This window comes from Prauserella salsuginis, from assembly GCF_024648885.1.
Classification (GTDB): Bacteria; Actinomycetota; Actinomycetes; order Mycobacteriales; family Pseudonocardiaceae; genus Prauserella; species Prauserella salsuginis.
This window is the reverse complement of record NZ_JANBBF010000013.1, coordinates 304,047-328,598: the sequence shown is the minus strand read 5'-3', so window position 1 is coordinate 328,598 and position 24,552 is coordinate 304,047. Positions and strand designations below refer to the sequence as shown.

Annotated in this window: 16 protein-coding genes; 4 read left to right on the top strand and 12 right to left on the bottom strand. The window is 69.6% G+C overall.

From position 1 onward, the window contains the following. Positions 1-74: 74 nt before the first annotated feature. From LY40_RS21925 to eccCa, 10 genes are all read right to left on the bottom strand, one after another. On the bottom strand, positions 75-533 hold the full coding sequence (locus LY40_RS21925; RefSeq protein WP_258937995.1) for a hypothetical protein: 459 nt from the start codon (positions 531-533) through the stop codon (positions 75-77). A 32-nt stretch (positions 534-565) separates the two neighbouring features. Beyond that, entirely contained in the window at positions 566-3,553 is a 2,988-nt protein-coding gene (locus tag LY40_RS21920) for a hypothetical protein (RefSeq protein WP_258938065.1), read from the bottom strand. Position 3,554: 1 nt separating this feature from the next. Further along, positions 3,555-3,860, bottom strand: coding sequence for a WXG100 family type VII secretion target (locus tag LY40_RS21915; protein ID WP_183779590.1), 306 nt, complete (start codon positions 3,858-3,860; stop codon positions 3,555-3,557). 328 nt (positions 3,861-4,188) lie between these two features. Beyond that, positions 4,189-5,532 (bottom strand): phosphoglucosamine mutase, encoded by a 1,344-nt coding sequence (gene glmM, locus LY40_RS21910; protein ID WP_258937994.1) that lies wholly within the window; start codon positions 5,530-5,532, stop codon positions 4,189-4,191. A gap of 574 nt (positions 5,533-6,106) precedes the next feature. Beyond that, the gene (gene rpsI / locus LY40_RS21905) at positions 6,107-6,577 is read right to left on the bottom strand and encodes a 30S ribosomal protein S9 (protein ID WP_183779594.1); all 471 of its coding nucleotides are present in this window, start codon (positions 6,575-6,577) and stop codon (positions 6,107-6,109) included. A 14-nt stretch (positions 6,578-6,591) separates the two neighbouring features. Continuing rightward, positions 6,592-7,044: a 50S ribosomal protein L13 gene (rplM, locus tag LY40_RS21900; RefSeq protein ID WP_183779596.1), complete on the bottom strand. Its 453-nt coding sequence runs from the start codon at positions 7,042-7,044 to the stop codon at positions 6,592-6,594. A gap of 557 nt (positions 7,045-7,601) precedes the next feature. Continuing rightward, positions 7,602-7,889: a WXG100 family type VII secretion target gene (locus LY40_RS21895; protein WP_183779598.1), complete on the bottom strand. Its 288-nt coding sequence runs from the start codon at positions 7,887-7,889 to the stop codon at positions 7,602-7,604. A gap of 62 nt (positions 7,890-7,951) precedes the next feature. Next, on the bottom strand, positions 7,952-8,269 hold the full coding sequence (locus tag LY40_RS21890) for a WXG100 family type VII secretion target (protein ID WP_183779600.1): 318 nt from the start codon (positions 8,267-8,269) through the stop codon (positions 7,952-7,954). Positions 8,270-8,643: 374 nt separating this feature from the next. Next, entirely contained in the window at positions 8,644-10,815 is a 2,172-nt protein-coding gene (locus LY40_RS21885; protein ID WP_258937993.1) for a type VII secretion-associated protein, read from the bottom strand. 52 nt (positions 10,816-10,867) lie between these two features. Beyond that, the gene (gene eccCa / locus LY40_RS21880) at positions 10,868-14,890 is read right to left on the bottom strand and encodes a type VII secretion protein EccCa (RefSeq protein WP_183779604.1); all 4,023 of its coding nucleotides are present in this window, start codon (positions 14,888-14,890) and stop codon (positions 10,868-10,870) included. Positions 14,891-15,173: 283 nt separating this feature from the next. Between eccCa and eccD the strand changes: the two genes are divergently transcribed. Beyond that, complete coding sequence (gene eccD, locus LY40_RS21875; protein WP_183779606.1) at positions 15,174-16,568, top strand: type VII secretion integral membrane protein EccD; 1,395 nt, start codon at positions 15,174-15,176, stop codon at positions 16,566-16,568. Positions 16,569-16,758: 190 nt separating this feature from the next. Next, positions 16,759-18,402 carry a S8 family serine peptidase gene (locus LY40_RS21870; RefSeq protein WP_258937992.1) on the top strand — a complete coding sequence of 548 codons (1,644 nt, stop codon included), beginning with the start codon at positions 16,759-16,761 and terminating at the stop codon, positions 18,400-18,402. Between the two features lie 696 nt (positions 18,403-19,098). Here LY40_RS21870 and eccB read toward each other — a convergent pair. After that, complete coding sequence (gene eccB, locus LY40_RS21865) at positions 19,099-20,742, bottom strand: type VII secretion protein EccB (protein ID WP_183779610.1); 1,644 nt, start codon at positions 20,740-20,742, stop codon at positions 19,099-19,101. 827 nt (positions 20,743-21,569) lie between these two features. Between eccB and eccE the strand changes: the two genes are divergently transcribed. Next, the gene (gene eccE, locus LY40_RS21860; protein WP_183779612.1) at positions 21,570-22,781 is read left to right on the top strand and encodes a type VII secretion protein EccE; all 1,212 of its coding nucleotides are present in this window, start codon (positions 21,570-21,572) and stop codon (positions 22,779-22,781) included. Next, positions 22,778-23,497: a hypothetical protein gene (locus LY40_RS21855; RefSeq protein ID WP_258937991.1), complete on the top strand. Its 720-nt coding sequence runs from the start codon at positions 22,778-22,780 to the stop codon at positions 23,495-23,497. Before eccE ends, LY40_RS21855 begins: the two co-directional genes overlap by 4 nt. Before the next feature lie 199 nt (positions 23,498-23,696). Here the strand turns inward: LY40_RS21855 and truA are convergent, their stop codons facing one another. Continuing rightward, the gene (gene truA / locus LY40_RS21850) at positions 23,697-24,524 is read right to left on the bottom strand and encodes a tRNA pseudouridine(38-40) synthase TruA (RefSeq protein ID WP_258937990.1); all 828 of its coding nucleotides are present in this window, start codon (positions 24,522-24,524) and stop codon (positions 23,697-23,699) included. Positions 24,525-24,552 lie beyond the last annotated feature (28 nt).

The following is a 24,552-nucleotide window of genomic DNA, read 5'->3' as shown; positions in this document are numbered from 1 at the left end:
CGTCAGCGCGTGGTGTCAGCGCGTGGTGTCAGCCGGGTAAGCGCGGCAGGCGGGCACATCGCCTGTGCGGGCCACTAGACGAACCAGTCGCGATTGGCGAAGTCCTCGTCGTCGTCCTCGTCGGTCCGGGGACGAGCGGGAGGCCGGGCCGGTTGGGTGGACTGCTGCGGAGGTTCCGCGACCGGCGGCTGCGGAGTCGGTGCGGTGGGCTGCGCAGGTGCCGGGTCGACCGGCGCCTCCTCCAGCTCGTCGCCGGCAGGACCGAAGTCCATCGTGCGACCGCCCCCGTCGTCCCGCCGCTGCAACCACTCGTTCTTCGAGTTCGGATCCTCGCGGGCTTCCTTGTTGGCGGCGGCCTGTTCATCCAACTCTTTGCAACGCTCCAGGCTTTCCTGCCGCCGCTGCTCGGCCGCTTCAATGATCTCGCGTTCCTGCCGCTCCGCACGCTCACTGATCTCGGCAGATGCCGCTTCGAATTCCGCGCGATTCTCGGCGAGCGCCTCTAGCAGCTCGGGACTTGCGCTCTCGGTCATCGTCGACTGCCTCCTGGTCTATCAGTGTGCCGTTACCGGCTGAACGACACGGCGGACTCGACGCCGTCGCCGATCGTGCCGCTGATGTGATTCCCGGCCACGGCCTCGCCGAACAGATCGCTGACGGCGTTGAGGATGAACTGGCTCTGCCGTTCCTCGTCGCCGCCACCGCCGCCACCTCCGGCGCCGCCCATGCCTCCGCCCATCATGCCGCCGCCCATACCGGCACCACCGGAGCCGCCACCGCGGTCGCCGGAGCCACCAGGGCCGCCGTTGTCGCCGTTGTCGCCGTCACCGGATGCGGCCGCGGAGTCGCCGCTCGGACTGTCACCCATGTCTGCGTCACCGAGGCTGCTGCCGTCCGCCTCGCCGGCACCGCCGCCGAGTGCGTCGTCACCCAGGGATGATCCGAGGCTGGATGCGGGTGCGGTGGAGTCGTCGGGACCGCTCGCGCCGCCGGCGTCACCGTTCGCGTCCGGCTGGTCGGCCGTTCCTGCTGGGCCTGCCTGTGCCGCATCACCGGCTGCAGATCCGGACGCACCACCGTCAGCCGAGTCCATACCGTCGGGCATCGCCGCGGGCCCACCTGCGGTTGGGTCGGAAGCCGCACCGGCCTGCATCGCTTCGCTGCCTGCGTCGACAGCCCCGCCTCCACCTTCGGCGGCGAGGTCTCCTGCCGCCTGCGCCGCGCCGGTGGAACCACCGTCGAGTCCGGGTTCCTGGCCGCCGGCCGCCGGGTCCATGCGTGCGTTCTGGGCCAACATGTCGGTGTCGCCCGGGGCGTCCCCTGCCGGACACAACCGGTCACCACCTGCCTCGGACCCGGCCGTCTCGTCCTCACCGAGGGTGTAGGTGGTCGGCTCGCCCTTGCCGTCGTCGACGGTCACCTTGGTCGGCCCATCGGGTCCGTCGGGCTGCTCGGCCACGATCTCGGTGTCGCCGTCCTGGATGCGGATCTTGCCGTCCTCGTCCGGCGTGTAGACCTTCTCGTCCCGGCCGCCGCCCTGGGCGCCACCGGCCCCGTCACCGGCGCCCTGCGGACCGAAATCCTGCCGACCCTGTTCACCAGGGTTCTGTCCCTGGCTGACACCCGGACCCTGGCCTTGTCCTCCGGATCCCTGGCCGAGCCCCTGATTCTGGCCGCCGGCCGGTGCCGGGCCGCCGTCGGCCGGCCCACCCGGCTGGGCACCTCCGGACGCGTCCTCACCGTTGCCAAAGTCGAGCTTGTAGTCCTTGAGCTGCCCGTTGCCGTCGTCGACGGAGATCCCCATCTCGCCGTTGGCGTCGGGCTCGGCGAACTCGAACTTCTTGTCGCCCTGTTCGACCGTCAACGTGTCGCGCTCGGCAGCGTCCTTGACTGCCTCACCGGTCGCCGGGTCGATCGGGTAAGGCTCGCCGGTCTCCGGGTCGGTTTCGAGCTTGCCGCCCGTGACAAGGTTCTTCCCGTCACCCGCTTCGCCCGGTTTCGGCTGACCGTTCCCGCCCTGACCTGCTTCCCCCTGCGCCTGCTCACCGGCGACAGGGCCACCCCCACCGTCCATTTGAGGCGGCGTGAAACTGCCACCGGCATTGCCTCCACCCCCTCCGGGAGGAGTGGAAGTTCCACCTCCGCCACCTCCAGGCTGCTGATTACCAGCACCACCTGGATCCGTGATGGCCTGAGCGCCAGACCCCTTGCCATCGCCACCCGGGCCACGCTGGCCGGTAAACGCGCCTTCCAGGTCCTTACCAAGCTGCTGAATCAGGGTGGAGTAGTTCTTCTGGATCGCCTTGCCGGCATTACGCCCCTGGTCGTGAAATCCCTTTACCTTCTTGTCGTAACCATTGGCGAAATCCAGAAGCTTCTGCTTCGTATCAGCTTGGGCCTGCTTGATCTTGTCACGTTCCGCGTAGATATTCTCTTCGGTGATCTGGTCGGCGACAACGTAACCGAGTATGGACCCAACCGGCCCAAGCGCCCCTTGAAGCAGCGAAAACGGGCTCGTCAAGAAGTCGCCGATATGGTCCCACATGCTCTTGTTTTCCATCTCCTGGATGGCATTATTGAGCTCGCGCAGGGCGTTGGGAATCTCCTCGTGCGCCTTGATCAGGTCCGCAACCTGTTGCTGGGTGAGACCGGTGATTTTTCCATCACCGTAGACCTGCAGGACGGCCTTGGCATACTCGACTACGTTTTTCTTGTTGTCACCACTTACCGTCTTGATGTTCTCCGGCGCGCGACCCAAGGCTTCCGAGAGCTTGTCGGCGTTGTCGACGATCGCCTTGTTCTGCTGTTGCGCCGCCTGCTTGGCATCGCCGGTCCAGTCCTGGGTACCCTGCCCCCACGCCGTGTCGAGCGACTCCTTCGCCTCGTCAATCGCACTTGAAGCGGTTCCCAGCATGTTCGCGTCCTGACCGAACGCACCGAAGTTCATGCCGCGGAACTCGTCAAGACCCGCGCGAATCTGCTGCGGCGAGCCACCGGTGTGGGTGTACTGACCACTGCCGGGGCCTGAATTCTTGTCCTCAGTCAGGTCTGATTCGACATACTCCGGCTTCTCATTACCCTGACCATCCCCAAGATTCAGCTGCTTTACTTGTTTGTAAAGCGGATGAAAGTTGTCAAAGAGCTTGATTGCCGGATCAACCTCGCCAATGATCTCGTCCGAAGTCTTGAAGCCGCCTTCGTCCAGGTTCTTTTTAGCGTCCTTGATTTTTCCCTTGTTGACGTCGTCAAGACTCTTACGGGCGTTCATAAGGTTCTCGAGCGGAGCCTCTCCGCCCTCTTTGATGTCTTCCGCGTCGTATCCGTACTTGCTCGAATACTTGTCGATCTCCTGATGACTGACCATGCCCGCGTTGGATAGAGCCATCAACATTTGACCACGCTGCTGCGATGAAATGTCTGGATCATCGAGCAGAGTTTTCATCTCTTTCAGCTCTGCGTCTGTGAAAACCGAGTTGGCCATTTGCTGGACTGCCTTGCCGCGAGCTTCGTCACCTCGCAGTCCACTCAGCGCAATAGAGGCCTCGCGGTCCATTTCAGACCCCCTTCTTCGCGATCGACTCGGCGCTGACAGCCTCACCGTCTTCGTACGACTTCGCGGCCTTGCTGAGTTTGTCGCCCAAGTCCCCTACTTGTTCGCCGTACTTTTTGACCGCGGTTTGATACTGCTCAATGGCATCCGCATACTTCTCGGCCGTCTCCGACCAGAGGTTGCCAATCTGTGATTCACCGACTCCGGCTTCGATCTTTTTTCCGGCTTCGCCGAGACCTTTTCCTTCTTGGGTGTAGTTCTTACCCACCTGTCCCAGTTTGCCCGGGTCTACCTTGTGTCCACCGGCCATCGGTTCCTCCCCCTGTTGCGTGGTCGTGCGGGTCGAGCTTGCTCCTCACGGTTCAGACGCAACACGATGACGTCCAGTGCCGTTACAGATGCACAGCGAAACATACCGAATCGGCCGGGTCCACGACACGAGAACAACCACACCAGCCGTGCATGACCTGCACCGCAGGGCCCGACAGCCGGGGAGCGGGTGAGCTCCGGGAGCAGTGCAGCGAGTTGCACGCCCCGGCCAACCGCCAATCGACGTTCAGCCCAGGGTTACGGCACCCGACTACCGCCGGTCGACCGCCCCCGGTCGACCGGCGTCCAGTGATCGGTGTCGGCCGCCTTCACGCCACGGCGGCGACGACTCCCGCCAGCCGGTCGGCGGCGGCCTGCGCCGTGGCCTCGGCCTTCGCCTCGACCATCACCCGCACCAGCTGCTCGGTTCCCGACGGGCGCAGCAGCACGCGCCCCTCCTCGCCCAGCTCGTCGGTCACCGCCTCGACGGCGTCCTTCACGGCCTGCGACGCCGCCACCGCGGCCTTGTCGGCCACCCGGACGTTCACCAGCACCTGCGGCAACCGTTCCATCACCGCCGCCAGCTCCGCCATCGGCTTGCCCGTAGCCGCGGCCCTGCTCATCAGCCGCAACGCCGTCAGCAGCCCGTCACCCGTCGTCGCGTGCGCAGGCAGCACCACGTGCCCCGACTGCTCCCCACCGAGTGCGAACCCGCCGGCCCGCAGCTCCTCGAGCACGTACCGGTCGCCGACGGCCGCCGTGCGCAGCGCGATGTCGTGTTCCTTCATCGCCAGGTGCAGGCCCAGGTTGCTCATCACCGTCGCCACGAGCGTCGTGTGCGCCAACTCGCCGCGTTCTGCCATGTCCAGCGCGAGCACCGCCAGGATCTGGTCGCCGTCCACCAGCCGGCCCGCGGCGTCCACGGCCAGGCACCGGTCGGCGTCGCCGTCGTGCGCGATCCCCAGGTCCGCACCGCAGGCGACGACCGCCTCCTGCAGCCGCTCCGGATGCGTCGAACCGCATCCGTCGTTGATGTTCAGCCCGTCCGGCTCGGCGTTGATCGCCACCACGTCGGCGCCGGCCTTCCGGTACGCCTCCGGTGCCGCCGTCGACGCCGCGCCGTTCGCACAGTCCACGACCACCTTCAGGCCCGACAGCGCGTGCGGCGTCGCCGCCACCAGGTGCGACACGTACCGCTGCACCGCGTCGTCGACGTCGACCACCCGGCCGATCTCCGACCCCGTCGGGCGCACCCGGCCGGGACCGTCGCCCGCGAGGGCCGCCTCGATCTCGTCCTCGATGCTGTCCGGCAGCTTGTGCCCACCCTCGCCGAACAGCTTCACGCCGTTGTCCGGCATCGGGTTGTGCGACGCCGAGATCATGACGCCGAAATCCGCACCCAGGTCGCCCACGAGGAACGCCACGGCCGGAGTCGGCAGCACACCGACCCGCAGCACGTCCGCACCCGCCGACGCGAGGCCGGCAGCCACCGCCGCCTCCAGCATCTCGCCACTCGCGCGCGGATCCCGCCCCACAACAGCCACCGGGCGGTGGGACCGGTCGTGCGCAGCCAACACACCCGCGGCTGCAGCCGCTACCGACATCGCCAACTCCGGTGTCAGCTCACCGTTCGCGAGACCACGCACACCATCGGTGCCGAACAGGCGGGCCATACGTTCCTCCAACTGCCAGTTTCTCGCGTCTCACGACGCTCCCGAGCCCACGGTGGGCACTGCGCGCCGCGCCGACAACTTAGCGACACACGCGCGGGCGATACCGGCGGGTCGCCGATAGCGCTACCGCCGGTGCCCGCACGACGACGTTCCGCACCTCACCCGGCACTCAAACCCGCCGACACTCCGTCGATCGGCAGGCCGAGCCGAACCGGACACCGCGCCGCCACCGACACACCCGCAAGCCGCCGCACCGACACCCCGGCGCACCGGTCACCCCGGCGCACCGGTCACGATCGGCAACCGGCGACGATCGGCAACCGGAGATGCCCGAATGCGCGGTCGAGCGCCGGCGTCGACGGAAGCGCTCCAGGCGCGACACGCACCCGGAGGACGCAACACGCTCCGGAGGCCGCAACACGGCCCCCGGGAAACGCGACACGGCCCCCGGAAAGCGCAACACGCGCCACTCCGGTGCGGACACGCGAAAGCGCCCACCCGTATATCGGATGGGCGCTTTCGCGTGTTGCCGCGCGCGCATGTGACGCACGCGACCGGAAACCTTCGCCGTAGGTCAGCGCTTGGAGTACTGCGGCGCCTTACGGGCCTTCTTGAGGCCGTACTTCTTACGCTCCGTCGAACGCGCGTCACGCGTGAGGAAGCCGGCCTTCTTCAGCGCCGGACGGTCGTCGGCGTCGATCTCGGCGAGCGCACGGGCGATGGCCAGGCGCAGCGCACCGGCCTGACCCGACGGGCCGCCGCCACGCAGGTTCGCGGAGATGTCGAACGACTCCGGCTTCTCGACCGTGACCAGCGGCTCACGGATGAGCTGCTGGTGCACCTTGTTCGGGAAGTAGTCCTCAAGCGGCTTGCCGTTGAGCTTGAACTGGCCGCTGCCGGGCACGAGGCGCACCCGGACGACGGCCTCCTTGCGCCGGCCGACCGTTTGCGCGGTGCCACCGGCGGCACGAGACGGCTTCGGCGCGGCCGGCGTCTCGCTCATCACAGCCGCTTCGGTGGCGGCCTCGGTCTCGGTGCTGGTCACAGGCTGTTCCTCACTCACTTGGTCACCTGAGCGATCTTGGTGATCTCGTGCGGCTGCGGGTTCTGCGCGGCGTGCGGGTGGTTCGGGCCGGCGTACACCTTCAGCTTCTTACCCATGGCACGGCCGAGCTTGTTCTTCGGCAGCATGCCCTTGATGGTCTTCTCGAGCAGGCGCTCCGGCTTGTGGTCCAGCAGCTCGCCGAACGACTGCTTGCGCATGCCGCCCGGGTAGCCACTGTGGCGGTACGCGAACTTCTGCTCGCGCTTGTTGCCGGTGAGGGCGACCTTCTCGGCGTTCACGATGATGACGAAGTCACCCGTGTCCACGTGAGGAGCGTAGGTCGGCTTGTGCTTGCCGCGCAGCAGCGTGGCAACCTCGGTCGCGAGCCGGCCGAGCACGACGTCCTGGGCGTCGATCACGTGCCAGGCACGGGTGACATCGCCGGGCTTAGGGCTGTACGTGGGCAAGGGTCTACCTCGTCGTCAAGATTGCTTGTGGGTACGTGCGGGCTGGGCGCAAACACTCGGCGCGCGCACAGACTACGAAGATACCCGGTCGCTTCGGAGCGCATGGAAGCGGGGTCGGGTCGGCCGGTCATCTTAATGTCGGCGGCCCCGCACGCCGAGGAGGCCGCACCGGCGCGTCGACATCCGGCGCCGACGCATTTTACGTACCACCGCCGGGCCGAGTGAAGCCCCTGTGGCACCTCAACTACGCCGACCCGACCACACCCCTCGACGGCACGCCGGCGCGTGACTGTATTCCGCCCGTCGACCCGCCGGCCACACTTCGACGGCACGACAGCGATGGGAAGACCTGAGGCCCTCCCGCTGGCCCACCACCCTCGACGGCACGCCGACGCGGGGCTGTGTTCGATGCCCCGAAGGCGCACTCGGGCACGCGCCACGCAGCCGATTCCGGAGCCGGTGGCACGCCCACCTCCTCCGGACATGAGAAAGCGGGCCCGGCGTCAGCGCCGGACCCGCCTCAACACAGCGTCGTCAGCTGCTCGGCCGAAGCCGTCTCAGCCGAACATGCCCTTGATGCCCTGCTCCGTACCCTGGTACGAGTCGGCGATCTGCGGCAGCGCGGTGGCGATCTGCGCGAGAACCTGCTTCAGCTCGTCGAGCGAGTTGTTCCAGTTCTGCTGCAGCTCCTGCCATGCCGCCATGGCGTCACCTTCCCACTCGCTGGTGAGCGGGGCCAGGTTGCTCTTCAGCTGCTCGAACAGGGCCTCCAGCTCCGAGCCGGTGGACTTGCAGTCCTCGGCTGCCGTCTGGATTGTTGCGTAATCAACCTTGATTCCGGCCATGGTCTTCTTCCCTCCAGAGAAAGTTTAAGAAATGCGGTGGATCAGGATGTGGGAGCGTCTGCTCAGAGGCCGCCGAGAACGTTGCCGATGTTGCTGATGGCGGAGTTCTGCTCCTCTTCAGCCTGCTGGTACTTGTGACCGGACTGCTGGAGCAGGTCCGCGATGTCCTGCAGCGCCTGGTTCAGCTTGTGGTTCTTCTCGTCGAACGCGGCCATCACGTTCTGGAACGCACCGGCTGCCTCGCCCTGCCAGCCGGCCGACGTGGCCTCGATGTTCGAACGCAGCTTCTGCATGTTGGCGTCCATCTGCCCCTTGGTCTCGGACACGTCCTGGAACGCCTTCTGGAACTGCTCCGGTGTACCTGCAAAACCGCCAGCCATTGGGAATGACCCCCTTCGTAAGTGGTTCGGTCGAGTACTTCCTCGTTCGTACTGACCCTACGACGAAGACCCTGCCACGATCGGTTCCACGATGTCCCACCGGACTGGGAAGTAGTTGCTCCCGTAAACGCAACTGGTTGGAACCAGCAGGAACCGGTCGTGTTTTCGCAGGTCAGAACCATACGTACGGTCATTTGCATTCGTTTTCGAAGGGCCTGCGACCACGGACGGGTTACCGGCGGAGGATCGATTCCCGGGTTCTCCGGCCGTGGTTTGCGAATGCGACAACGCTGATTCGCAAACGCGACTCCCGCAGTTTGCGAACGAGACTCCCGCAGCCGCAGTGCAAGGCCCCTGCAGGCCGCCATCGGGCGTCAGTTGGTGAACTCCAACGTGCCGACGATCTGGTTGCAGCCCGATTCGAGCCGCTGCTTCATCTCCACGACGCGGCATCCGATGCTGACCTGCGCCCTGCCGTTGGCCTGGACGTACCACTTGATGACCACGCCCTCGGACGGGAACTCCTCGTAGTAGATGGTGTCCTTGTCCGCATAGGTGTGGTGCTGGCGGAAATTGCGGTACTTGCCGGGGCTCTGCGCGTTCGCCTGGTCGGCGTCGGCCCGCAGCGTGTCGTAGAGCTGCCGATGCTGCTCGCCCGCATCGAAGTCCTGCTCGATCTGCTGGACGACGACCCGGTCCGAGCCGTCCGAGCCCTCCGGAGCGAACGCGACCCTCGCGCGCTGGGTGTCCTCGAGGACCTTCTCCCAGCCCTCGGGGGCCACGAACGAGTAGGAGAACCGCGCGATCTCCGTACCGGGCGGCCGGTCGTCCCGCAGGAAGAAGAACCAGCCCGCCGCACCGGCCACGAGCACTGTGAAGACGGCGGCCGTCGACCACACCAGCCCGCGACGTTTCCGCTTCGGCCGGCCCTCACCGTCACCGCCGTCGGCGGTCTGCGGGCCCGGCTGCTGGCCGAAACCCTGCGACGGCTGCTGACCGAATGGGCCGTACGGCGCCGACTGCTGGTGCTGACCACCCGGTTGCGGCTGCTGCCCGCTCGGTTGCTGGTGCGGCAGCGGCCCGCTCGGCGGATACGCCTGCGGACGTCCCGGTGCCTGATGGTTCGGTCCCGGCGCTGCGGACGGGTTCGCAGCCGACCGTGCCTGCGGGCCCTGCTGGCCACCGACCTGCTGGTTCGGACCTGCCGGATGTGGTGCCTGCGGATTCGGTCCGCCGTGCCAGCCCTGCGACCGGCCGGCCTGCCGCCCCGGCGCGCCCCGCGGTACCTGCCCCGCTTGGCCGGAACCCACCGGTCCCGAAGCCGGCCTGCCCTGCACGGCCCGGTCCGCCTCGTCCCGGCCGACGACCGTCGTGGTCTCACTGCCACGGCCCGGCAGCGCACCCGGCACGGCGCCGCCGCGGTCGGGGATCACCTGCACCGCCCGCAGCGCACCGCGAGCCACTACCGTTTCCGGCTGGTCGAGCGTCGTCGGCACCACGCCCGTGCGTTCGTGCACCAGCCGGGACATCATCGGGATCCGGCTCGACCCGCCCACCAGGAAGATCGCCGTCAGCTGCTTGGCCCGCAGCTTCGCATCCTCGATCGTCGCGAGCGTCAACTCGACCGCCCTGCCGAGCGGCGAGGCGATCAGTTCCTCGAGCTGCTCACGCGTGACGTGCGCGTCGGCGAACGGCGGGGGCATCGGCACGTCGGTGTAGGCGTGACGCGACAGCGTCTCCTTCGCGCCACGGATGTCCTGCCGGAGCACCCGTCTGCGCCTGCGATCCGCCAGCTCACGGCCCTGCACCAGCTCGTCCCACGCCTCACGGTCCGCTGCGGGCACGAGCGACCCGACGTGCTCGAGCAACGCCTGGTCGATGTCCGCACCACCGAACCCCGGATCACCGCGAGTCGCGAGCACCTCGAACGCCGTCCGCCGCTGCTGCGACTCCGTCCTGCGCACCACGCTGACGTCGATCGTGCCGCCGCCGAAGTCCAACACGGCCAGCGTGTCACCGGGCGTGCCCGTGAACGCGACGGTCTTCTCCGGGTTCTCGCCCTTCGCGGGCGTGTAGGTCGCCGCGTGGAACACCGCGGCCGCCACCGGTTCCGGCACGAGCGCCACCTCGTGACCCAGCCCGGACGCCGCCTGCCGCAGCAGTCGCGTGCGCACCGCGCCCCAGTCGGCGGGATGGGTCAGCACGAGCAGGTCGACATCGGCGTTCGCCGCGAGTCTGCGCGCCTCGCCCACCGCCCGCGACAGCACCGTGCGGACCACGTCGACGACCGGCAGCACCGTGTCGCCCAGCAGCAGTTCGCCTTCGTCGATGCGCCGCTTCGGGGTCGGCTCGAATCGCGCGGGGTCGACCGCGGCCTGGCGTTCCGCCTCCTGCCCGACGAACAGCGTGCCGTCGCTGTGCGCGTACACCGCGGACGGCATGAGCGGCTGGCCGTCGATCACGACGACCTGCGGCTGCCGTTCGCCGATCGCGGCCACCACACAGGTGCTGGACGTGCCGAAATCGATCGCGACGCGAAAAGTCACCGGCCGCCTCCGATGTCAGAGGCGACCGGTGACCGGTCCGACATCGCGGTGATCACTCGGGATTGATCCACGAGACGTGCATGAGCTGCTTGCCCACCTTGCGGCTGACCAGGTTGCCGCGGCCCGGAGGCATCGGCCCGGCCTTGACGTTGCCGAGCAGCTGGCCCTCGTCCTTGGAACCGTTCATGACGATGCCAGGCATCGCCAGCTCCTTGAGCTTGCCGAGGATCGGGTCCATACCGGTCCGCGCAGCACCACCGGTGCGGCGGGCGACGATCATGTGCAGGCCGACGTCCTTCGCCTGGGCCAGGTACTCGCCCAGCGGCCGCAGCGGGTTGTTCTGCTGCGTCGCCACAAGGTCGTAGTCGTCGACGACCACGAACAGCTCCGGCCCCTGCCACCACGAACGGTCCCTGAGCTGCTGCGGCGTGACGTCCGGGCCGGGCAGCCGCTTCTGCATCGACCCGGTGACCTCCTTGACGATGCCTTCGAGCTGGTTGGCCGAGACCACGTACGACAGCACCTGGTCGCCCTCGACGAACCCGAGCATCGTGCGCCGGTAGTCGACGAGGATCAGCACCGCTTCCTTCGGCGTGTACCGGTCGGTGATGCCGCGGACGATCTGCCGCAGCAGGTTCGTCTTGCCGGACTCGCCGTCGGCGTAGGCCAGGAAGTGCGGATCCGCGTCGAAGTCGAGGTACACGGGCGCCAGCTCGTCCTCGTTGACACCGATCGGCACCAGCTTCGAGTCGCGGCGGTTGTCCATCGCCAGCACGTCCTCGTACGGCATGAGCTCCGGCAGCAGCCGCACCTGCGGCGCGTGCGGGCCGTGCCACGCGGCGTTGATCTTCGCGACGGCGTCGCTCACACCCTCACCGATGGTCTCGTCGTCGCTCGACCCGTCGATCCGCGGCAGTCCACCGAGGAAGTGCAGCTTGTCGCGGGTCAGACCACGACCCGGCCTTCCTGCGGGGATGTTCACCGCGGTGCGGCGGTCGATGTCGGACTCCGTCGGGTCACCCAGTCGCAGCTCGAACCGCGTACCGAGCATGTCCTTGATCGCCGGGCGGATGTCGGCCCACCGGTTCGAGGCGATGACCACGTGAACGCCGTAGGCCAGGCCCTGCACCGCGAGCTTCGTGATCTGCGGTTCCAGCTCCTCGAAGTCGTCCCGCAGGGCACGCCAGCCGTCGACGACGAGGAACGCGTCGCCGAAGGCGTCCTGATCCGCGGTGATGTCACCCCGGCGCTTGCGGTTGCGGAAGTCGGCCATCGAGTCGACCTGCATTTCGCCGAACCGCGACTCGCGCTCGTTGGCGAGCGTCGTCAGCTCCGCGACGATCCGGCGGGCCTTGTCCGGATCCCGCCTCGCCACGGCGACACCGCCGACGTGCGGCAGGCCGTCCAGCGAGGCGAGCGTGCCGCCGCCGAGGTCGATCGCGTAGAACTGCGCCTCCTGCGGCGTGTGCGTCAGCGCCATCGACATGATCAGCGTCCGCAGCAGCGTCGACTTGCCCGACTGCGGGCCGCCGACGATCGCGCCGTGGCCCGCGGCACCGGAGAAGTCCGCCCACATCGGGTCGCGCCGCTGCTCGTAGGGACGGTCGACGATGCCCAGCGGCACCTGCAGCTTGCCGTTGCCGAAGAACCCGACCGGGGACAGGCCGCGTTCCTCGGTGGGGTTGAGGTTCGGCAGCAACGTGTCGAGCGAGTTCGGCTCGGTCAGCGGCGGCAGCCACACCTCGTGAGCGGGCGGGCCCTGGCCGACGAGCCTGCCGACGATGACGTCGAGCTCACTCGGCTCCACGGCCTCCTCGGACTCGGGCTGCTGCGGTTCCGGTTCCGGCTCCGGTTCGGGTTCCGGTTCCTTGGGCAGTTCGATGTAGTCCGGCACGAACAGCTGCGGCCGCTTGTCGGCGCGCACGACCTTCGCGCCCGGCGCCGCGGCCTTGATGCCGGCGGGCCGGTACGGACCGGACACGTACGAGGCCTTGAACCGTTCGAGCGTCGACGTGTCGTACTTGAGGTAACCGCCGCCGGGCACCGACGGCAGCTCGAACGCGTCCGGCACACCGATCGCGGCGCGTGATTCCGCGGCCGAGAACGTCTTCAGGCCGATCCGGTACGACAGGTGCGAGTCCAGACCACGCAGCTTGCCCTCCTCGAGGCGCTGCGAGGCCAGCAGCATGTGCATCTGCAGCGACCGGCCCAACCGGCCGATTGCGACGAACAGCTCGATGAAGTCGGGCTTCTCGCTCAGCAGCTCGGAGAACTCGTCGACGACGATGAACAGCGCGGGCAGCGGATCGAGGTCGGCACCGTTCTCGCGGGCCTTCTCGTACTCCCAGACGTTCTTGAAGTTGCCGCCGTTCTTGAGCGCCTCCTGCCGGCGGTTCATCTCACCGGCCAGCGCGTCCTTCATACGGTCGACCAGCGTGACCTCGTCGGCGAGGTTGGTGATGACCGCCGACACGTGCGGTGCCTTGTCCAGACCGAGGAACGTCGCACCACCCTTGAAGTCGACGAGCACGAAGTTCAGCGACGTCGACGAGTGTGTGGCCAGCATGCCCAGCACGAGGGTGCGGAGGAACTCGGACTTACCGGAACCGGTCGCACCGATGCACAGGCCGTGCGGGCCCATGCCCTCCATCGCGGCTTCCTTGATGTCCAGCTCGACCGCCTGGCCCATCTCGCCGACGCCGAACGGCACGCGGTAACGGTCGCGCACCGGGCGCGGCCGCCACGCCTGCTGCACGTCGAACGTCATCGGGTCGCCGGGAATACCCAGCAGTTCGAGCAGCGACGGGTTGGACAGCAGCGGCTGTTCCTCACCGTCCTCGGCGGCCGCCGTGCCGATGCGGTACGGCGACAGCTTCCGCGCGAGCGCCTCGGTCTCGACGAGGCTGAGCGTGTCGGGCGCGCCGAACCACTCGACACCGCCCGCGCTGCGTGCACCGAGCCGCTCGGGCTCGGCGACCAGGCGCAGACCACGGCGGGCGGCGAGGTTGCCGATCGTGTCGGACAGGTCGACCAGCGTGACGCCGACCAGGCCCTCCTCCAGCAGGATCCGCTCCTCGCCGGTGACGTCGGCGTCGTCGAGCACGATCACGATGTGGGGCTGGTCCGGTGGCGGCGTGGCGTTGCGCGAGAACCGCTGCCGGTCGCGCAGCTCCTCCTCCAGCCACTGCTCGATCTGCGCGAGCGAACCGGCCATCATGCGCAGCTGGCCGATGCCGTCCGACAGCGTCGGGTGCTGGCTGTGGGGCAGCCACTTGGCCCACTCCCACTCCGCCTTCGACCGACCGGTCGACGCGACCGCGATGAGCACGTCCTCCGGGCTGTGGAACGTGACGAGCTGCGCCAGCGCCGCACGCGTCAGCCCGCGGACGAGCTCGCGCTCCCCCTGCACGCCGACGGCCGCGAACCCGCGCAGGGTGATCTGCGTCGGCAGGTCCGGGACGATCGAGTGCGCCCGCACGAATCGGCGCAGCGCCAGCGTGGCGATCGGCTCCAGCTCGTCGACGGGGCCGGTCTGCGGCGGCACCAGGCGCGTCGCCAGCCGGTGCGCGCTGCGGCCGACCCGCAGGTGAAGGAAGTCCTGGTCGTTCTGCCTGCGCTCCCACATCCGGCGCGTGGCCGCCATCGACCACAGCGTCTGCGGATCCGGGTGCACCCACTCCAGCGAGGCGCGCTGCTCCTCCATCGCCTCGCGGGCGCGTTCGCGCATCTGGCCGAGGTACCGCAGGTAGTCCTTGCGGTCCTCGTTCATCTCGGCCTTCTTCTGGCCGCCTCCCCCTTTGCCGCCACCTGCGAACATGCCGACCATCGACATGATCATCATCATCGGCATCATCAGCATGAACGGGCTCGGCGCCTGCCCCTCCTGCAGCCGCGGCACCATGATCAGGCCGACCATGCCGAGCATCGCCACGATCATGACGACCGGCAGGATCTTCATCATGATGTTGCCCGGAATTGCGCGGGGCACCTCTGGCGGCGGCTCGAGATGGACCTCGCCGCCCGGCGGGCGGGGCGCAGCAAGACGTGGCGACCGCTTGAACTGCAGCGTGCTCACCGAAAAGACCCCTCTTCAACTCGGCTGATCAAGTCGCCGTGCGACCGGCCACGAGCTGGCCGAGACCACACGGTAGCGAACGAGAGCAACCGGCGATCCACAGACCGGCGAAGTCACTGCCGCCTGGAGCGAATCCGTCCCATCGCGGCGCCGGGTGCGCTAGAAACGGCACACATCCGCAGCTGCGCGTGAGGTAGCCGTAGTCGTCCGGGCGGGCGAACGGTAAGTTCCCGTGCGCGGTATAAGTACCGGGTCAGCGAACATCCAAGTAGGGGGACAACAGGTGGCAACGGGCACGACCGTATTCAGCCGGGTCACGGTGGTCGCACCGAGCACCCGCATCGACGTCGCACTGCCGGCCGACGTGGCCGTTGCGGACCTGATGCCGATGCTGCTGGAGATGGCCAAGGAGGTCTCTCCCGACGGCGGCGCTCGGCACGGCGGCTGGGCGCTGGCCAAGCTGGGCGACGCACCGCTCGATCCGAGCCGCACGCTCGCCTCTCTCGGTGTCGTCGACGGCGAGCTGCTGCAGCTGCGCAAGCGCAACGAGAACCCTCCGCCACCGCTCTACGACGACGTCGTCGACGCCATCGCCGAGGCCGACCCGGACGGCTTCCGGCCGTGGAGCAAGGAAACCGCCCGCAAGATCGGCCACGCCGCGGGCGGCCTGTCGGCCGTGCTCGCCGCGCTGGCGCTGTTCCTCGGCGGCATCGGCGGCTACGCGCTGTTCGCCGCGATCGCAGGCGGTGTGCTGGCCGTCGCGTGCGTCGCGCTGGGCGCCACCCTGGTCCGCGCCTACCAGGCCATCTCGACGGGCGTGCTGATCTCCGCCGCGGGCGGCCTGCCGATGGCGTTCGTCGCCGGGTTCTTCATCGTTCCGCTGGACGTCTCGGTCCGGCCGAACCTGCTGCTGGGCAGCGCGCTCGTGGTCGTGGTCGCCGCCGCCTCGATCATGATCATGGGCACGGGCCTGACGACCTTCATCGCCGCCGCGACCGCCGGCGTGTTCGGTGTCCTCTCGTTCCTCGTCGCCACGCTCGTCGACCACCCGGCGCCCGGCATCGCCGCCGGCACGGCCGCCGTGGCGCTCGGCTGCATCTCCATGCTCCCCCGCGCGACGATCTGGCTCGCGAAGCTGCCGCTGCCGACCGTTCCCGGCACGGCCGACGAGCTCAAGGAAGACTCCGAGATCCCGGACTACTCCGACATCGAGCAGCGCACCAGCTCCGCGCACAACTACATGACGGGCCTGCTCGTCGGCTGCGGTGCCGTCACCGCGCTCGCGGCGATGCTCACCGCGACCTCCGGCGACATCTGGGGCATTCTCACCGGTGCCGTGGCCACGGTCGTGCTGCTGCTGCGCGCCCGCACCTACGCCAACGGCGCACAGGCCGTCGCGCTGCTGGTCACCGGCATGGTCTCCGCCGCAGGCATCCTCATCGGCTGGCTGCAGGGCGCGGAGCCGTTCGACCAGCTGCTGTGGGCGACCGTGGCGTTCGCCGTGATCGCCGCGGGTTCGGTCGTGCTGGGTGTCGTGATCCCCAACCAGCGGTTCTCGCCGCCGGTGCGGCGCACGGTCGACATCCTGGAGGCCATCTGCATCGCGGCGGTACTGCCGCTGGCGCTGGCGGTCATGGGCCTGTACTCGTTCTTCCGCCACCTCGATCTACTCGGCTGACACCGGTGCGGGCGCCGGCCGCCCGCACCGGCACGCCGAACAGGTGCAGCCACAGCGACACGTGCAGGCACGGAAACAGACGTCAAGGGGGTTTCGGGTGCGTTCGGTCGGTCCACACGTCACCGGGTCGAGACCAGCGGGCCGGGTCGGCACCGGTTCCCGGACCGGATCGGCGCGCCGGATCTCGGCGATGCTGCTCACCGCGGCCATCGGCGCCACGACGGCGCTCGTCCCGGCACTGCCCGCGGCCGCCCAGGCCGACAGCTGGTCTCCCCCGCCCGACACCAATCTCCCGCCCGTCGGTTCGCTGAAACTCGACGGTCCGAATGAGACCTACACACGCAACACCGAGTGTGTGCAGGCCGCCGAACTCGAAGAGGCCGACCGCCTCCGGCAGGCACCGTGGGGCCAGCTGTACCTGCGCCTCGAGGAGGCCCACCGCATCCTGGCCGCCGAGGGCAAGCAGCCGGGCGACGGACAGACGGTGACCGTGATCGACACCGGTGTCGAGGACGGCCACCCGTACCTGGCGGGCCCCGACGGCAACAGCAGGGTCAACGGCGTCGGCGAATACGTCCTGAAGGACGGCGGTCCCGGTGTCGTCGACTGCGACGGCCACGGCACCGAGGTCGCAGGCATCATCGGCGCGAACACCCCACCGGACATCGGATTCCAGGGCGTCGCACCGCACGTGCAGATCAACGCGATCCGCCAGTCCAGCCAGTACTACGAGAAGAGCGAGGAGCCGGAGCAGCCCGAACCGGGCGGCGACGGCGGCGGCGACGGTGGTGACGGCGCCGGCGGCGGCCAGGACGGCGGTGACGGCGGCGCAGGCGGTGACGGCGGCGCAGGCGGTGACGGCGGCGGTGGTGACGCCGGTGGCCAGGACGGTGGCGGCGGTGACGCCGGCACCGGCGAGTCGTCGGCCACGGGGACGTCACAGCGGCAGGCCGACAGCGACGAGGGCGCCGGCACACTCGCCACACTCGCGGCCGCGATCATCAAGGCAGCCGACACGGCGCCCGGCAGCGTCATGAACGTGTCGATCAACAACTGCCAGCCGTACTCGGAGAACATCGACGTCGAGAACCAGAAGCTCCAGGCTGCGGTGAAGTACGCGCACAAGGAGAAGGACGTCGTCGTCGTGAGCGCGGCGGGCAACGTCGGCGAGAACTGCCAGCAGAACACCGACTCGGACCCCAGCAAGCTCAACTCGGTCGTCTCGCCGCCGGTGTTCGCCGACCACGTGCTGTCGGTGGCCGCGACCGGCGAGGAAGGCACCGCGCCGTTCAGCATGAACGGCCCGTGGGTCGGCGTCGCCGCGCCCGGCACGAAGATCATCTCCCTGGACCCGGCGGAGGACTCGGACCGCATCGTCAACCAGACGATCGACCCCAGTGGCAATGCGGCCCCGATCGAAGGCACGAGCTTCGCGGCACCGTACGTCTCGGGACTGGCCGTCCTGGTGCGGCAGATGTACCCCGACCTCAACGCCACCCAGGTCATGGAGCGCATCAAGTACACCGCGCACCACCCGGCCACGCCCGACGGCCACGATCAGTACATCGGCGACGGCGTCATCGACCCCGTCGCCGCACTGACCGCCGACGTGCCCACTGAGATGGGCATCCAGCCGATCCAACAGCAGCCGCTGCCCGACGACCTGCCGCCCGCGAACGTGCCCAACTGGACACCGTTCGCCGTGGCCGTCACCGGCTCCGCCGGCGCACTGGTGGCCCTCGGCGTGACGATGTTCGTCGTGCACACCGTGCGGCGCAGGCAGAAGACTGCCGCCCCGTCGGCCAAGGCGCCGTCCTCCGGCTCACCCGGCTGATCCACCAGGGCCTGCCGAACCGGCCGGCCGTGACCACCCGAGCATCCGGCCCGGGCCGCCCCACGTGCGGCCCGGGCCGCTGACTGTGACGAGCCACGTGCCACCGGCTCCCGGATGCGGCGCCGTCGGACACGTCCGAAGCTGCCGGCCCGCGTCCGGCCGTTATCGGGCTCTTCCGGTGTGCCTGGCTTTTCCGGTCTGTGGCGGGCTTTTCCGGTCTGTGGCGCGCTTTTCCGGTCTGTGCCGGGCTCATCGGGGCCGTGCCGGCTCGTGTGCGCCGTGCCGGCGCGTCCTGCCTGCCGGGCTGTCCAGCCCCCGCGACCCGCCCCAGACCTACCTGTGCCTCTCGCCGCCTCCTAGGCGTGCCAAGCACTTCCGGGACGTTCCGGGCCCCATCTCACGCCGCTGGCCCGTTTCCCGCCCCTGGAGGGCGCCTGGGACGCCTCCGCGGCACCGGACGTGACCCGGAAGCCGCCTCCCGCGCTTGCGAGGCATCTCGGCACGCCGAGGTGCTCGCGCTGCCCCACCCTCCGGGCCGCGAGCCCGTCCGGACCGAACCCGATACGACACGACCGTGGCCCCGCGGCTCGGCGAAGCGAGCTCACGGGGCCACGATCACAGCGCCGACATCACGGGGCCGACGACACAGGGCCGACGTCACAGAGCCGACGTCACAGGGCCTTGGACGAGATCAGGTCAGCCGCCTGCGGCGGCCGCTCCGTTCTCGACTCCGGGCGTCCGCACCTGCACCGAGTCGTACGTCTGGCGCACGTCCTGGTAGTTCAGCGAAGAGCCCGCGGGCAGCATCTTCAGGATCGTCTCCGGTGCCGCCTTGAACATGTTCCCGGACAGGCCGAGCCACTCGGCCGTCGTCACGTCCGGGATGCTGTAGCGGATACCGCGGTCGGAGACCAACTGCAGCGGCCCGCCGTCGAACGTCTCCTGCGTGGTCGCCGCGCGGACGACCGCCGCGTGCCCCGGCTGCATGTAGAACTGGTCGACCTGGTTGTAGCCGTCGGGCGCCGGGGTGCTGACGTCGATCGGGTTCGCCCCGTTCGGCAGCGGCGAGGTGTTGTGCACGTACAGCCTCGTGACCGAGTCCCGGGCACGGCCCTCACCCTCGACGCTCCAGCCGAGGCAGGTGTGCGGGGTCAGCTCCTGGTCGACGACCTCCAGGTCACCGGTCACCGGCAGGTGGTCGAGCTCGAGCCAGCCCTGGTCACCCTCGGCCACCTTGGGCGCGCTGGCGATCCCACCGGGCCCGACGCGCCGCGCCGTCGCGGCGTTCTCATCGGCGGCGAGGAGGACGCTGGCCGCACCCTCGTTGATCTCCTGGACGCCCTGCTGCAGCACGACGTAGTAGGTCGTCGAACCCGCGTCCTGGACCTCGAGGACCGATCCGATCCGCGCCGAAGCCACGTCGAAGTCCTGCGGCGAGCTGCCCGCGCCGGGGACGTCGGGGGCGATCAGCTCACCCGACGCGTTCGGGATCGCTTCCAGCAGGCTCGGCGACATGTTGCGGATGCCGTCCTCGCTCAGTCCGAACGCGTTCACGATGGGGTCGTTGGGTGCCATGTTGACCGGCGCCTTCACCGCGTCGCCCTGACCGGCCTGGGTGTCCGCCTGCCGGTAGATCAGGTAGACGGTGCCGTCGTCGCCCTTCGAGGCCTTGGCGAGGATGGCCTGGTTTCGCGGCAGTTCGTCGCGTGAGGAGCCACCGGACTCACCCGCGAGCACCTGGCTCTTGACCACGGCTTCCTGCCGCGCGGTCTGATCGGGCAGCGAACTGTCGTAGTTCAGGTTGTCGCAGACGGCCCACTGCTGGCCGATCGCCTGCTCACCGGTCGGCAGCAGGGGTGGACCGTCCGGAATGCCCCGCAGTCGTTCGCGGCCGATGTCGACCAGCTGCGTGTCGGGCACGACCTGCGGTTCGAGGTCACCGGGTTCGGGCGCCTGCGGCAGCTGTCCCCCGCCTTCGCCGCCCTCGCTGCCCTGCTGGGCCTGAGCCATGCTCAGCAGCTTCGCCGACGCGACGTTGAACGTCGGGATGAGCCGCTTGTCACCGCCCTGCGCCTGATGCACCACGTAGACCTGGCCGGACTGCTCACTGATGACGATGCCGCTGTCGGGCACCTTCGGCGCCGGCTTGAAAATGCCGAACACGAGGAAACCGAGGCAGCCGAGCGCGCCGAGGACGACGCCGACCGTCGTGGCACGTCCATGGGTCCGCATCGGGTCGTGCAGCATGACCGGGTCCTTGCGCACCAGCGCCGACTGCATCCTCCGCAGCACGAACCGGTACGCCTGAACCTGTGACTTTGTTGTCGGTGTTGACGGCATTCTCGCCCCACTGCCTCCCCATCGCGATACGGTCCCGCAGGATAGCCGTGCAGGACCGGCTGGTGTTGGTTTCTACCAACACCCGCTAGTCTGCGACTCCCCGGGATGGCTGTTTCCGCTGCGTGACCGTCACACGCGTCCCGCAGCGGACAAACCAGGCTTCGCCTGCGGCCGACCGGGCACACGCGAGGGACAAGAGGGGAAGAAGCCAGCGGATGTCCGTCACCACTCCACGTTCATCGGGCCCGCCTCCGGGAGGGAGGCCGCAGGGCCCGGGACCGCAGCGCCCGCAGGGACCCGGAGGTCCCGGACGGCCCGGCCCGGGCGGACCCGGTGGACCCGGCGGTCCCGGCAGGCCCGGTCCAGGGGGGCCCGGTGCGCCTGCGGGCCCGAACCGGCCGGCAGGTCCCGGCGGACCGGGGGCTCCAGCGGGCCCCGGTGGGCCCGGTAAGCCGGGTCCAGGACGGCCCGGTCCCGGTGGCCCCGGCGGACCTGGCGGCCCCGGCGGGCCGAACGGCCCGGGTGGTCCCGGTGGACCGCCCAAGCCGAGCGGCCCTGCGGGTCCCGGTGGCAGTCCCCAGGGGCCCGGCGGCCCCGGGGGTCCCGACAAGGGCCCCGGCCCCGGTGGCCCGAACGGCCCGGCGGGTCCCGGTGGGCCGAAGGGCCCCGGTGGCGGCGGGCCGGGTGGCCCCGGCGGTCCCGGTGGGCCGGGGGGTCCCGGTGGGCCCAGCGGTCCGCACGGTTCCGGCGGCCCCGAACCGACACCGCCGGAACCGCCGAAGCCTCCGGAACCGCAGCCCCGGAACGCACCGCCCGCCCGCAAGCGGATGCTCGGTGCGAGCCTCGGCCCACTGCCGGTGATGAACATCGTGCTGATCGAGGTCGGGCTCGCCATCGGGCTGGTCCTGGTGGCGATCAACGAGTCGCTGCTGTGGGTCGGCGCCGGTGTCCTCGGCGTGACGGTCGTCCTGGCACTGCTGCGCTGGCACGGCCAGTGGTTCACGCAGTGGGCCGGCCTGACGTCGCGGTACACGTTCCGCTCGCGCGCCAGGACGGCGACACCGCCGCCTCCGAAGTCCATCGAAACGGTGGCCGACGAGGAGGAGACGGTCATCGGCGACGACGACGTCCGCGTCAACCTGCTGCGGCTGGCGATTCCCGGCCTGGTCGTGGCACACGGCAACGACCACGAGCACTCCGACGTCGGCCTCGCCTGGCACGACGGCACCTGGACGGCGGTGCTGCTCGTCGAACCGACGCCGGCGCTGATCACGCAGGCGGGCGGCGCGCCCAGCCTGCCGCTGTCGGCGCTCGCACCGTGTCTCGAAGACCGCGGTGTGGTGCTCGACTCCATCCAGATGACGTGGCACTGCTACCCGGGCAGCGCCGCACTGCCCTCCGACTCGCCCGCCCTCAGCTCGTACATGGAGGTCCTCGGCCCGCTCCCCGCGGCGGCGCGGCGGACGACGTGGATCTCGCTGCGGCTGGACCCGAAGCGGTGCGCCGCCGCCGTCCAGGAGCGTGGCGGCGGTGTCGTCGGTGCGCACCGCGCCCTGATGGGTGCGCTCTCGCGTGTTCGCAACGCCCTGGAGTCGAACGGGGTGCCCACCCGCCCGTTGGACGCCGACGAGCTGCTCCGCGCCGGCATCTCCGCCGCCGAGCTCACCGGCGTCGTGGGCTCGGGCCAGAAGGTGTCGCTCAAGGAGAAGTGGACGGGCGTCACGGCCGCGGGCATCGGCCACGCCAGCTACGCCATCACCGGCTGGCCCAAGGGCAAGGTCACGCAGAACCTGAACGCCCTGACCAGTGTGCGCGCGCTGTCGTCCACGGTCGGCATGGCGATCTCGCCCGCCGAGGACGAAGGCAAGGTCACCCTGCGCGGCATCGTCCGCGTCAGCGCCCGCAACCCGCGTGAGCTCGACGCCGCCGACCAGCGGCTCGGCACCCTGGCGGACAAGGTCGGCGTCTCGCTGACCCCGCTGCGCGGAAAGCAGACCGACGGACTGGCGGCGACGATCCCGCTGGGAGGCACCGCATGACCCGGCTTCAGGACCCCACCAAGGTCGACGGGGTCGCACCCGAGTTCGTCGCGGACCCGGCGCTGCTCGACGCCGTGAGCCCGTCCGGTGACCGCGGCGGCATCATCCTCGGCTCCGGCCTGCAGGGCGAGCCGCTGACGGTCTCCGCGCTGCGATCGGTGCCCACGCGCATCGTGGTGGTCGGCGGGCTTTACCTGGCGCGGCAGGTGGCGATGCGCGCGATGGCCGTCGGTGCGTGGTGCATCGTCGCCACGGGCCGGCCCGCCGCGTGGCACGTGCTGCAGCAGGCCGCGGGCACGCAGCGGGACGGCCAGCCGTCGCCGCTGGTGCAGATCCGCAGGCTCTCGCCCGTCGAACTGCCACGGCCGTCGGAGGACGCACCGCTGCTGGTCGTCAACGACGGCGGGCCCACACCGCAGGACCTGTTCCCGCCGCGTTCGCCGTGGCAGACGACGGTGTACGTGCTGCCGTACCTGCACCCGCAGGCCACGGCGGTCGCCAACGGCGCCGATCTGGTGCTGATGCAGCGATTGCCCGCGGGACAGGCAGACCTGGCCGCGCAGATCTGGCGACTGCCGCAGCAGATGACCCGTCAGCTGACGACGTTGAAGGACGACCAGGTGGTGGCCCTCGGCCGGAACCTGTGGCGCCCGCTGCGACTCGTCACGACGAACAAGGAGCAGGCGATCCTCGGCCCCATCCGCCGAGGCGACTGACAGCCCGCCGACCACCCTTGGGCGCACTCGTCGAGTGCCCCCAAGGGCACCTTGGTCGCACTCAACGCAACGAATCTTCCCCTCATGCGCCCCGGTCGGCCCGCCCCGCGGTCCCCGTCCTACGAAGCCCGCGGCCCTGTGCGAGGGGACGTTCTGTCGCACTCAACGCAACCAAAGTGCCCTTGGGGGCCTTTTCGCGTCAGAGGGCGTCGCGAACGTTGCGGGTCTGCTCGGCGCGGGCGGCGAGCTCGTCGTCCGGCGGGTAGTCGATCGCGACGAGCGTCAACCCGTGGGCAGGCGCCACCGAGCTGGCGCGCACCCGGCTGTCCAGCACCCGGTGCGGCCAGTCGACGTCGCGCCTGCCGTCACCGACCATCAGCACAGCCCCGACGAGGCTGCGCACCATGGAGTGGCAGAACGCATCGGCCGACACCTCGGCGTGCACGTCGTACTCACCGACGCGACGCCACGTGAACCGCTGCAGCTCCCGCACCGTCGTCGCGCCCTCACGCTGCTTGCAGTAGGCGGCGAAGTCCTGCAGCCCCAGCAACGCCTGAGAAGCCTCCTGCAGGGCGTCGACGTCCAGCGGGCGGTTCCAGGCCAGCGTGTCCTTGCGGCGCAGCGGATCGACGCCCCACGGCGCGTCGGACACCTGGTAGCGGTAGTGCCTCCGGACGGCGGAGAACCGGGCATCGAAACCGTCCGGGGCGGGAGCGACCTCGAGCACGCGCACGTCCGGCGGCAGCAGCCGATTCCACCGGTGGCGCATGCGGTCCAGGTCGGGCAGCCCGCGCTTGTCCACGGTGAGCCTGCGCGACGTCGGCTGCCCCTCGTAGGGCTCCACGTCGACGTGCACGACCTGCCTCGCCGCGTGCACGCCGGCGTCCGTCCGGCCCGCGACGACCACCGACCGCGGCACCGCCGCGCCGGGCGGCTGCGTCGCCAGCGCCTCCTCCAGCGACCCCTGCACGGTGCGCCTGCCGGGCTGCCGAGCCCACCCGGAGAAGTCCGTGCCGTCGTAGGCCACCTCGAGGCGCAGACGAACGAGCCCGCCC

Bases quoted from the DNA above. Each gene is read 5' to 3' on its own strand.
- LY40_RS21890 (WP_183779600.1), bottom strand. From the start codon at position 8,269: ATGGCTGGCGGTTTTGCAGGTACACCGGAGCAGTTCCAGAAGGCGTTC.
- LY40_RS21920 (WP_258938065.1), bottom strand. From the start codon at position 3,553: ATGGACCGCGAGGCCTCTATTGCGCTGAGTGGACTGCGAGGTGACGAA.
- LY40_RS21925 (WP_258937995.1), bottom strand. From the start codon at position 533: ATGACCGAGAGCGCAAGTCCCGAGCTGCTAGAGGCGCTCGCCGAGAAT.
- LY40_RS21855 (WP_258937991.1), top strand. From the start codon at position 22,778: ATGACCCGGCTTCAGGACCCCACCAAGGTCGACGGGGTCGCACCCGAG.
- eccB (WP_183779610.1), bottom strand. From the start codon at position 20,742: ATGCCGTCAACACCGACAACAAAGTCACAGGTTCAGGCGTACCGGTTC.
- LY40_RS21870 (WP_258937992.1), top strand. From the start codon at position 16,759: ATGCTGCTCACCGCGGCCATCGGCGCCACGACGGCGCTCGTCCCGGCA.
- LY40_RS21895 (WP_183779598.1), bottom strand. From the start codon at position 7,889: ATGGCCGGAATCAAGGTTGATTACGCAACAATCCAGACGGCAGCCGAG.
- LY40_RS21915 (WP_183779590.1), bottom strand. From the start codon at position 3,860: ATGGCCGGTGGACACAAGGTAGACCCGGGCAAACTGGGACAGGTGGGT.
- glmM (WP_258937994.1), bottom strand. From the start codon at position 5,532: ATGGCCCGCCTGTTCGGCACCGATGGTGTGCGTGGTCTCGCGAACGGT.
- eccE (WP_183779612.1), top strand. From the start codon at position 21,570: ATGCTCGGTGCGAGCCTCGGCCCACTGCCGGTGATGAACATCGTGCTG.